Here is a 10324-nt window from a genome sequence, read left to right on the forward strand (position 1 = left end):
CCGCCCCTCGGCGCTGCGCCATGCGCCGCGTGCTGCCCCAGATACTGCCCGGGGCGCTGCCCCGGACGGGCGTGGGCGACGGCCGCGCGCTTTCGTAAACACGCGTCACCATATCCATGCGGCAGCCCCCGATGCAGCCCGGGCCGCCCATGACGGAGCCCATCATGCGTATCACCCTGTTCGACATCCAGGCCATGAAGCGGGACGGCAAGCGGATCGCGATGCTGACCGCCTATGATACCCCTTCGGCGGCATTGGCCGAGCGCGCCGGCATACCGATCCTGCTGGTAGGCGATTCCCTGGGCATGACCGTCCAGGGTCACGACACGACCCTGCCGGTCACGCTGGACGACATGATCCGCCATGCCGGCGCGGTGGTGCGCGGCACCGGCCGCGCCATGATCGTGGCCGACCTGCCGTTCCTGACCTATGCCACCGAATCGGACGCCATCCATTCCGCCCGCCGCATGATGCAGGAGGCCGGCGTCCAGGCGCTGAAGCTGGAAGGCGGCGCCTCCCTCGCGCCGATCGTCCGCCGCCTGACCGAACTGGGCGTGCCCGTCATGGGCCATCTGGGCCTGACGCCCCAGGCCCAGCACACGCTGTGGCTGCGCGTGCAGGCCAGGCAGGCCGCCGCCGCCCGGCGCCTGATGGACGACGCGCTGGCCCTGCAGGATGCGGGAGCCTTCGCCATCGTGCTGGAACTGGTGCCCGCCCCGCTGGCGGCGACCTTGGCGCAGCGCCTGCAGATCCCCGTCATCGGCATCGGCGCCGGGGCCGGCTGCGACGGACAGGTGCAGGTCTGGCACGACATACTGGGCTTGCTGCCCGGAAAATCCCCGCGCCATGCCAAGCGTTTCGCCGAAATCGGCACGGCGATCGAAGCCGCGCTGCGCGACTATGCAGCCGAAGTGGAATCCGGCGCGTTCCCGACCGCGGCACAGAGCGCCGGCATGGACCCGGCGGAACTGGCGCATGCCCTGAACATGGAGTGACGCGGCGTGAGCATCCTCACCCGTTCAAACGAGTCCGTTTGAACGGGATCTGCTTGAACGGGATCTGCTCTGGCGGCCTGTCCGCGCCGCCAGGCCGTTGACCAGCAGCAACCCGCCCAGCCAGGCGGCATCCAGCGCGAACGGCACGTAAAGCCGGCCGCCCCAGACGATGTCCACGCCGATCGCCAGCAGGAAGGCGATAGCCACCAGGTTGCTGAACGGCGCCCCGGGCAGGGACGCGACCGGCGCGGCCCCGTCGCGCGCGGCATCTTCCGTAAGGCGATAGCGCAGATGCGCCACCATGATCGTGCCCCAGACGAAGATGAGCAGGAATGAAATGCCCTGCAGGGCATATCCGAACACCCGGTCCGACAGGAAATAGTTCAGCACGACGCCGGCCAGCACCGTGCCGAACGACGCCGCGAACGCCATTGCCGGCACGCCGTTGGCCGTGCGCGCGCCGAACCGGCGCGCCGCCATGCCGCTTTCGGCCAGCGACGCCAATGTCCGGCTGGTCGCATACAGCCCGGCATTGCAGGCCGACAGCGCCGCCAGCACCATGACGGCATTGATCGCCGCCCCGGCCGCGGGCAGGCCCATCCGGTCGAAGGCCAGGACGAAGGGACTGTGCCCCGCATCGGCCAGCGCCCAGGGGACGATCGCCATGATGACCGCCAGGCTGCCGATATAGAAGATGATGATCCGTCCGACGATGCCGTTGATCGCGCGCGGCAGCACGCGCGCCGCGTCGTCGGTCTCGGCGGCAGTCAGGGCCACGATTTCGGTCCCGCCGAAGGCGAACAGCGCCACGGGCAGGATGGCGGCGAACCCGGCCGCCCCATGCGGCAGGATCACCCCCGGCGCCAGAAGATTGGCGAAGGACGCGCTGCCCCCGGCCGGACCGACATGGCCCAGGATCACCGCCAGTCCGCACAGGATCAGCGCGACGATGGCCCAGATCTTCAGCAGCGCCAGCCAGAATTCCAGCTCGCCGAACAGGGCCACGGCACGCGACCCGACCCCCAGCAGCACGGCCCCCAACAATGCGGCGACCACCCATTGCGGCATCCCGGGCAGCCAGTAGCGCACGAACACGCCGGCCGCGGTGATTTCCGAGATGCAGACCAGCGTCCAGATCAGCCAGTAGCTCCAGCCCACCAGGAATTCCATGCGCGCGCCCAGATAGCGCCCCACGAACGCGTTGAGGGTGCGGCCGCCCGGGTCGCTCAGCGCCAGTTCGGCCGCCGCCCGGCCGATCAGAAAGACGACCAGGCCGCACATGACATAGGCCAGCAGGACTGACGTGCCCGCCTGCTGGATGGCGCTGCCCGACCCCAGGAACAATCCCGCGCCCACCGACCCGCCCAGGGCCATGAACAGGATATGGCGCTGCTTCAGACCCAAGAACCGACTCCTTCCCCAAGCGCGGCGCGTCCCGGTGGCCGCCGCTTACGTTCAGCATAGACGCCGGCGCGTGCCACGCAAAACAAAACACCGGCCGGCAATGGTAATGAGAACGGAAACCGGCCCGTCTCTTCATACTCCCTTAAACACGACCTGTATCAATACATCCGCTCCAGCGCGAGGACGTTCCTTTCCAACAACAAGCGAGGAATTGCGACATGCCGAGGCGCCTCTTTCATACTCTGGACGGATTGCGCGGCCTGGCCGCGGCCGCGGTCGTCCTGTGCCACACTCCCCTCATCTTCGCGGCCTCCTGGTCTCCGGTCGGCGGGTATCTGGCGGTCGATCTCTTCTTCGGACTCAGCGGCTTCGTCCTCGCCGACGCCTATTCGGCGCGGCTGGACGCGGGCATGGCACTGTCCGGCTTCATGTGGAAACGGGTCCTGCGCCTCTGGCCGCTCTATGCGCTGGGGCTGACCATCTCGGCGGCGGCGACCGCGCTCGCCATCGCCATGTATCATACGCCGGCATCCAAGCTGGCACCGTTCCTGCCGGCCCTTTTCTATATTCCCTGGTTCGGGTCCGGCCAGTTGCTCTATCCCCTCAACTATCCTTCCTGGTCGCTGTTCTACGAACTGGTCGTCAACCTCGTCATGGCGGCCACGTGGCGAAAACTGACCAACCGGGTCCTGATCGGCATCGTCGGCCTGTCCGCGCTCGGCCTGGTCGCGACCGCCTATTTCTATCACAGCCTCAATGCCGGATTCTTCTGGACCCAGATTCCCGGCGCGCTGGCGCGGGTCGGCTTCTCGTTCTTCCTGGGCATCCTGCTGTGGCGCGTCCACCCCCGCACCGTATCGTCCAGGCTCAGCGCCTGGGTACCGATGGTGCTGCTGGGGATTGGCCTGGCCCTCCATCCGTCTTTCGTCTCGCGCGGCGTACAGGACGTGATCGAGGTCTTCTTTCTCATGCCCGCCATCATCTGGATGGGCGCCGCCACGCAACCGACGGGCAAGAGCCTGGCGATCTTCAAGGCGCTCGGGGCCGCATCCTATCCGCTCTATACCGTGCATGTCCCGATGCTCGCGCTGCTGGGCGCCTTTGCCGTCCACGCCCTGCATATCTCCACCGCCAGCGTTACCTCGCTGCAATGCCTGCTGATTCTGGGCGGTCTGCTGGGCTTCGCCTGGCTGCTGAGCGAACTGGACGCGGCATTTCGCGTGCAACTGGACCGCGCCCTGGCGTCGCTCCGCCAACGGCCCGCCGGGATCGCTCCGCCGATCGAAAGCACGCCCTGATCCGTCTCGGGACGGTATTCCGACCCGGCGGCACAAACGTGGCCGCGCGGGATGTGCGGCGCCCGAAGGCACCGCACATCCCGCGCATTCGACTTTGTGATTAACGATTCGTATCCGAAACGGGGAACTTACGGGCGATTCGGCAGTTCACCCCGCCGCGAGCGGCACAGCGGACGATCCGCGCAGATGTTCCGCATGAGGCGACGAGGAGTGACAGACGTGCCCATATCCGTCGATCCCGCCGTTCCGAACCGCGCCCCGTTGCCGGACGACGATCCCGGAAGTCCCGGCGATCCCGTCATCACCATGCTCAGACGCGTCTGCGTCTTCATTCCGTCGGTCATGGTCGCGATCAGCGCATGCATCCTGGCGCTACGCCACCTGCATCCCGCCGGGCTGGCCTGGGCGCTCGACAATTCGTATTTTAGCAATAATATCATTATTCTACGTGATATTCGCCATTTGGTCGGCGATGATTCCTGGACCCCCATGCTGGCGGTACGCGACTGGCTGCAACGCCATCCGGGGGGCGACGCATACGACTATTTCTTTTTCGACATGGGCACCAAGTTTCAGTACCCGCTCTCATCGCTGCTGGCGATCCAGTGGCTTCCGCTCCAGGGCCGGGACGCGGTGCATGCGCTGAACCTGCTCAATCTGGCCGCCTGGTTTTCGATCTTTCCCGGCATGGCCCTGCTGAACCTGCGTCTGGCGCGAATGTTCGCGGTCCGGACGGCGGCGCCCGGCCGGTCGGCGCGAACTGTCTGGATCGGCGCGGCGTCGTTTCTGGCCACGCTGTGTTTCTATCCGCTGCTCCGGGGAGTCTATCTCGGCCAGATCCAGGTTCTGCTGGACGCGCTGTTCGTCTTCGCGTGCTATTTCTACGCCAGCCGGCGGTCCGGACTGGCCGGCGTGCTGCTCGGCCTGTCCGCCCTGGTCAAGCCGCAGATGGCGCTGTTCCTGCTTTGGGGGCTGCTGCGCAGGGACCGCGCCTTCGTCACCGGCCTGGCGGCCTGCGCCGGCGCGGGCTATGTCGCCTCGGGCCTGCTCTATGGCTGGTCGTGGCCGCAATCCTATCTGCGCGTGCTATCCTTCATCGGGCGGCACGGCGAAAGCTTCTATGCCAATCAGTCGATGAACGGGCTGGTCAATCGCCTGCTCGGCAACGGCACCAACCTGATCTGGGAATATCACCGCTTCGCCCCCTATGACGGCGTCACCTATGCGCTGACTCTGCTCTCGACCGGCCTTCTGCTCGCCGGCGGTCTCTGGAGCGCGCGGACCGCCGTCACCCCGCGTGCCGCGACCGCCTCCCTCATGGTGGCCGGGCTCTGCTTCACCGCGGCGTCGCCCGTGGCATGGGAACATCATTACGGAATCCTGCTGCCGATCTTTTCCCTGCTCTTCTTCTCGCTGCTGGAAATACCCGATGCCCCCGACCGACGCCGGCGCTGGCTGCTGCTGGGCGTCGCCTTCGTGACCGTGGCCAATGTCCTGTCGCCGCTGAACCTCCTGGCGACGACCCGTTTCAACATCCTGCAATCCTATGAATTTTTCGCGGTGCTCGGGGTGCTCCTCCTGGTCTTTCTGTCCAGGCGCGATCTCGGCTGGAGCGTCGGCCATCGGCGCGCACCCCATCCGCAGGCCTTTCCCGGCCTGACCGACGTCAGTTGGCGCTGACGCCGTCCGAACGGATATCGGCGTCCCCCCGTCCCGTCTCTGACATCCTTCAGGGTCGGAGCCCGATATAGAACGATATTATAGAACGATATTTCAGCATCCCGCATATCCGGTCCATCGGGCCGGCCGCGCGGGACGGATCGCAGGACATGCGCCTGCCGATCGAGCATTTCACAGCTTGTCCCGCGTCCCGGCGCGCCAAGGGCCGGGATCCGGCCCCGAGGAGGGTACGATGCGCGCATACCGCCTGACCACCAGCGTCGCCGCCTATGGCGCCCTGGCGATCGCTTTCCTCATGCTCATGACCTGGCTGCAGGTGCACCCGCCTTTTCCCGAACCCCATCCGCTGCCCCTGGGCGATTTCCGCAAGGGCTATTACGCAGCAGGCGAGGCCATTCTGCACCATGGTCCCTCGGCGCTGCTGCCGCTGATCCTCAAGCTCTATTTCGTCAACTGGCCGATCGTCTCCTTCCTGTTCGTGCCGTTCGCGGTCCTGCATCATCGCCTGGGCGAACTCTCCTTCTATCTGCTCAGCTTCGCGGCGATCGGCTATAGCTACGTCCTGCTGACCAGGGGATGCACGACCCGCCAGAAATTCCTGGTCATCTTCCTGTTCCTTCTCAACGGTCCTTTGTGGTACTGCGTCTTTTCCTGCGGCAATACCACGCATTTCGTCCTGCTTGCGCTGACCTGCGCATTGCGGTGTCTGCAGACCAGACGGTTTTATGCCGCGGGCGCGCTGATCGGCCTGGCCGCGATCATCAAGCCGATGATCATGCTCTTCGTCGTCTATTTCATATCCCGGCGCCTCAGACGCGCCGCCCTGGCGGGCGCGGGCATCGTTGCCGCGACCGCATTGTCCTCGGTGGCCGTATTCGGCGTGGACTTCACCCGCCATTGGTACATGCGGTGTATCGTCGAATTGTCGCGCAATCCGATCGGCGCCTTCAATAACCAATCGTTCGAGGCCTTCCTGCTGCGCCTGTGGTCGGGGCCGACCTATATGTACGACTACGATTACGGTCATGCCCTGCCTCATCCGCTCATGCTTCTGGCGAAATTGCTGCCGCCGCTGCTGCTTGCGCTGAGCGCCTGGACCGCATGGCAGTGGCGACGCACCATGCCGTGGACCGACATCCGGGGTTTCGGTTCGGCCGACGCCGTCGATTTCAGCCTGCTGATCGCGTTCTGCGTGGTGACCAGTCCGGTATCCTGGACCCATTATTTCCTGCTGCTGCTGCTGCCCTGGAGCCTGTATCTGACGGGCCGGCTGCCGCTTCCTGGCGGCCAGGCCACGAAGATCCTGTTCTGGACCAGCGTCATTCTGTGCTCGCTGCCCGTCTTCTATCCCGGTGCCCTGATGACGGGCCGCCTGGCCCCCATCTGGACACGCACGATCGTATCCCCATGGCTGTGCGGCGGGCTGCTCTTTCTGCTGACTCTCTGCCGCAGTTACCTGTGGGCGGCACAGACCGACAAGCCGGAGGATATGGTCGGCACGGTCGGTGAGACGGCGGAAACCGGCCTCGCGCCATAAACGCGGCGGGACGTGCGTGGAGCGCGCCACGTCGCGCGCCCCATCGAACGGTCCGCCCGAAGCCGGAATCCCGGTTTGCGCCCGCCATGGCGGGCAGAGACCAAACCCGGTCCGGAACGGTTCTCCATATTTTCTTAAGCGACATCTGAACCAATACATCTTGCCCGGCACGGAGATTCTTCATTTCGAAAAAACAAAGGAAAATCGTGACATGCCAAGGCGTCTCTTTCACACTCTGGACGGATTGCGCGGCCTGGCCGCGGCCGCCGTCGTCCTGTGTCATACCCCCGTCATTTTCGCATCCACCTGGTATCCGGCCGGCGGGTATCTGGCGGTCGATCTCTTCTTCGGGCTCAGCGGCTTCGTCCTCGCCGACGCCTATTCGGCGCGGCTGGACGCGGGCATGGCGCTGTCCAGCTTCATGTGGAAACGGGTCCTGCGCCTCTGGCCGCTCTATGCGCTGGGACTGACCATCTCGGCGGCGGCGACCGCGCTCGCCATCACCATGTATCATGCGCCGGCCTCCAAGCTGGCACCCTTCCTGCCGTCCCTTTTCTACATTCCCTGGTTCGGATCAAGCCAGGAACTCTATCCCCTCAATTACCCCGCCTGGTCACTGCTCTATGAACTGGTCGTCAATCTCGTCATGGCGGCCACGTGGCGAAAACTGACCAACCGGGTCCTGATCGGCATCGTCGGCCTCTCCGCGCTCGGCCTGATCGCGACCGCCCATTTCTATCAGAGCCTCAATACCGGATTCATCTGGCCGGAGGCCCCCGGCGCCCTGGCGCGGCTGGGTTTCTCGTTCTTCCTGGGCATCCTGCTGTGGCGCGTCCGCCCCCGCCTTGTCGCGTTCAAGCTCGGCGCCTGGGTACCGATGGTGCTGCTGGGGCTTGGCCTGGTCATCCATCCGTCTTTCGTCTCGCGCGGCGTGCAGGACCTGATCGAGGTCTTCTTTCTCATGCCCGCCATCATCTGGATGGGCGCCGCCACGCAACCGACGGGCAAGAGCCTGACGATCTTCAAGGCGCTCGGGGCCGCATCCTATCCGCTCTATACCGTGCATGTCCCGCTGCTCGCCCTGCTGGGCGCCTTTGCCGTCCACGCCCTGCATATCTCCACCGCGCGCGTTACCTCGCTGCAATGCCTGCTGATCCTGGGCGGCCTGCTGGGCTTCGCGTGGCTGCTGAGCGAACTGGACACTGCATTTCGTGGCTGGCTGGACCGGACCCTGGCCCTGTTCCGGCAACCGACCGCCGGAACAGCGGCGCCGCCGATCCAGAGCAGCCCGTGATGCGCCTCGATCGGACCGCGTGACGATACGCCATGTCCTGCCTGCGGAATCCTACAGGGATTCCACGGGCAGGACGCCGGCGTGCAACGATGATGATTCCGCCTTAACTATGTGGAACAACCATCTTTGCGATATCGGCCAAGGCCGAGCGGTAATCGTTGAACAAGGTCGCTATGCCGAAACACAGATAGAAGGCCAGCGCATAGAAAAGGGCGCGATGGGAAAATTCCCATGCCAGGATCCTGCGCACGATGCGGGAATCCTGAAACGGCCGGGTCGTGACGACCAGGGCGATCCCCAGCATGCCCCCGGCAAGGACATCCGAGGGATAATGCAAACCCAGATAGATCCGCACCAGGTTCAAAAGCGCCACCAGCGCAAAGGCCACGCGCCCCACGCGGATATTCGCCAGATACAGGGTGCAGGCCAGTCCGAACGTCACCGCGGCATGGTCGCTCGGAAACGACGCCCAGTGGTTGAGCGTGTCCGCCTGGACACCGAACGGAATCCTGAAATGAAGCGCCGCGTCATGAAGCGGCCGGTGATGCGTCGGCAGCAGAAGCTGCAGGACACGGCTGATGATTCCTGAAGAAAAGGACATGAAAACGCCGACCAGGATGCCCGCGCGTTTCGCGGCGTCCAGCGTGCCGTACCAGGCATAGACGACGAGTGACAGCAGAACCACGCTGGAAAACATATCCTTCGTCAGGCCGAAAATAGCGTGGTCGAGAATGGCCGACCGGCCGGACAGCCTGTTCAAGCCATGCATGATCATATAATCGGCCCCCCGCACACCGCCGAGGGACAGCGATGCGACGACGGCAAAGATCAGGATCGGAATCAGCGCGGATTTCGAACCCCTCTGAAAGGACGGTGCAACCGTTTCTCCGGACACGAAGACCTCCTTTTATTATTCGTTTTCAAAAATATAATTTTCAATACCGAGACGTCCTGCCACCGGTTCCGGCCGCACATGGGCAGGGCCGGCAGCCCACGTCAAAAATTTGAAAAGCAGGCAACACCGCTCCGAAACGCCTGAAAAACAACATTAACATATATTTCAAGAAAAATTCATATTTTGAATCCAAACAGCGTTTGCCGGGGAACGGGACTCGTTGCGCCGTTCTCGACATTTTTCGATCCGGGCAAAAAAAAGCACGCGTCGATCCGACGCGTGCGTCTTTATCAGAACGGGCGGATGATGCCGTCTCGCGCGCCGCGCGAGACGGACCTGGGCCGTGTTTCAGGCCGCGCGCGCCATCAGGATCACGCCCGATACGATCACAATCAGCCCCATCAGCCGCGCGGGATGAATCGGTTCGCCCAGGAAGACGATCCCGGCCAGCACCGTCAGGACGATGCCCAGCGCCACGCACGGATAGGCCTGCGAGACGTCCAGACGGGCCAGGACCAGCAGCCAGACGACGGCGCTCAGCCCGAAGGCGAACAATCCGAACAGCACCGACGGGTTCAACGCGATCGCCGTCACCATGTCCCGCAACGCGGCGCCTTTCGTCATCGCCGCCTGCACGGTCCGGCCGGACATGCCGGTCTTCAGCAGGATCTGGGCCGACGACGAGAGAAGGACACTGATCAGAACAAGGGCAAGCGTCACGGATTTCATGAACTGGAACTCCCTTTCAAAAAACGGAATGACTTCAACATTATTTCGGTTACGTCCCGGGCACGTCATAAACACACAGGCGGCCGAAACGGGCCCTGGGCGCCGGGCCGACATCCCGAACGCAGCCATCGACCACATAGGACAGGCCGTGCCGCGCGGCGTAGCGCAGCCGGTCCGCCAGATCGGCCAGGCCCTGGACCTCGGCCAGCCGGGTGTGCCATGTCCAGTAATAGGCGGGCGCCCACATTACGGCCGCCCCCGCCGGGCGCGACACCCAGTCCTGCCGGTGCGAAAAATACGCGAAGACGGAAAACCCCTCGAAAAGCCGGTCCTGTTCGGCCGATCGCGCGGATGCCACGCTGCCGAGCCCGCGCGACGCGCCCGGCGGGACCAGAAATTTGGCGCGTTCGGGCGTGTTCGCCCGCGCCCACTCGCCCAGCGCCTGCCAATCGTCGCGCCGCGCCACAACCGTGCGTTCCCAGGTGACCGCAT

Annotated in this window: 8 protein-coding genes and 1 pseudogene; 5 read left to right on the top strand and 4 right to left on the bottom strand. The window is 64.7% G+C overall.

From position 1 onward, the window contains the following. The first annotated feature begins 164 nt into the window (after positions 1-164). Positions 165-995 carry a 3-methyl-2-oxobutanoate hydroxymethyltransferase gene (panB, locus tag HUK84_RS05430; protein WP_176639363.1) on the top strand — a complete coding sequence of 277 codons (831 nt, stop codon included), beginning with the start codon at positions 165-167 and terminating at the stop codon, positions 993-995. A gap of 24 nt (positions 996-1019) precedes the next feature. Here the strand turns inward: panB and HUK84_RS05435 are convergent, their stop codons facing one another. Further along, on the bottom strand, positions 1020-2399 hold the full coding sequence (locus HUK84_RS05435) for an amino acid permease (RefSeq protein ID WP_246285425.1): 1380 nt from the start codon (positions 2397-2399) through the stop codon (positions 1020-1022). 218 nt (positions 2400-2617) lie between these two features. Between HUK84_RS05435 and HUK84_RS05440 the strand changes: the two genes are divergently transcribed. From HUK84_RS05440 to HUK84_RS05455, 4 genes are all read left to right on the top strand, one after another. Next, positions 2618-3697 (top strand): acyltransferase family protein, encoded by a 1080-nt coding sequence (locus HUK84_RS05440; RefSeq protein WP_176639364.1) that lies wholly within the window; start codon positions 2618-2620, stop codon positions 3695-3697. Positions 3698-3916: 219 nt separating this feature from the next. Continuing rightward, positions 3917-5377: a glycosyltransferase family 87 protein gene (locus HUK84_RS05445; protein ID WP_317135239.1), complete on the top strand. Its 1461-nt coding sequence runs from the start codon at positions 3917-3919 to the stop codon at positions 5375-5377. Positions 5378-5609: 232 nt separating this feature from the next. After that, positions 5610-6914, top strand: coding sequence for a glycosyltransferase family 87 protein (locus HUK84_RS05450; RefSeq protein ID WP_176639365.1), 1305 nt, complete (start codon positions 5610-5612; stop codon positions 6912-6914). Positions 6915-7125: 211 nt separating this feature from the next. Then, positions 7126-8208: an acyltransferase family protein gene (locus HUK84_RS05455; RefSeq protein ID WP_176639366.1), complete on the top strand. Its 1083-nt coding sequence runs from the start codon at positions 7126-7128 to the stop codon at positions 8206-8208. A gap of 103 nt (positions 8209-8311) precedes the next feature. Here the strand turns inward: HUK84_RS05455 and HUK84_RS05460 are convergent, their stop codons facing one another. From HUK84_RS05460 to HUK84_RS05470, 3 genes and pseudogenes are all read right to left on the bottom strand, one after another. Further along, positions 8312-9103 carry a phosphatase PAP2 family protein gene (locus tag HUK84_RS05460; RefSeq protein ID WP_176639367.1) on the bottom strand — a complete coding sequence of 264 codons (792 nt, stop codon included), beginning with the start codon at positions 9101-9103 and terminating at the stop codon, positions 8312-8314. Between the two features lie 348 nt (positions 9104-9451). Then, positions 9452-9832 carry a DMT family transporter gene (locus tag HUK84_RS05465; protein WP_176639368.1) on the bottom strand — a complete coding sequence of 127 codons (381 nt, stop codon included), beginning with the start codon at positions 9830-9832 and terminating at the stop codon, positions 9452-9454. Positions 9833-9881: 49 nt separating this feature from the next. Continuing rightward, positions 9882-10324 (bottom strand): annotated as a pseudogene (locus tag HUK84_RS05470) (DUF6798 domain-containing protein); the annotation flags it as partial.

Source organism: Nguyenibacter vanlangensis, from assembly GCF_013376155.1.
Classification (GTDB): domain Bacteria; phylum Pseudomonadota; class Alphaproteobacteria; order Acetobacterales; family Acetobacteraceae; genus Gluconacetobacter; species Gluconacetobacter vanlangensis.

What these genes read in the sequence shown, in the direction of transcription:
- panB (WP_176639363.1), top strand. Translation starts at nt 165, where the DNA reads ATGCGTATCACCCTGTTCGACATCCAGGCCATGAAGCGGGACGGCAAG.
- HUK84_RS05440 (WP_176639364.1), top strand. Translation starts at nt 2,618, where the DNA reads ATGCCGAGGCGCCTCTTTCATACTCTGGACGGATTGCGCGGCCTGGCC.
- HUK84_RS05450 (WP_176639365.1), top strand. Translation starts at nt 5,610, where the DNA reads ATGCGCGCATACCGCCTGACCACCAGCGTCGCCGCCTATGGCGCCCTG.
- HUK84_RS05455 (WP_176639366.1), top strand. Translation starts at nt 7,126, where the DNA reads ATGCCAAGGCGTCTCTTTCACACTCTGGACGGATTGCGCGGCCTGGCC.
- HUK84_RS05465 (WP_176639368.1), bottom strand. Translation starts at nt 9,832, where the DNA reads ATGAAATCCGTGACGCTTGCCCTTGTTCTGATCAGTGTCCTTCTCTCG.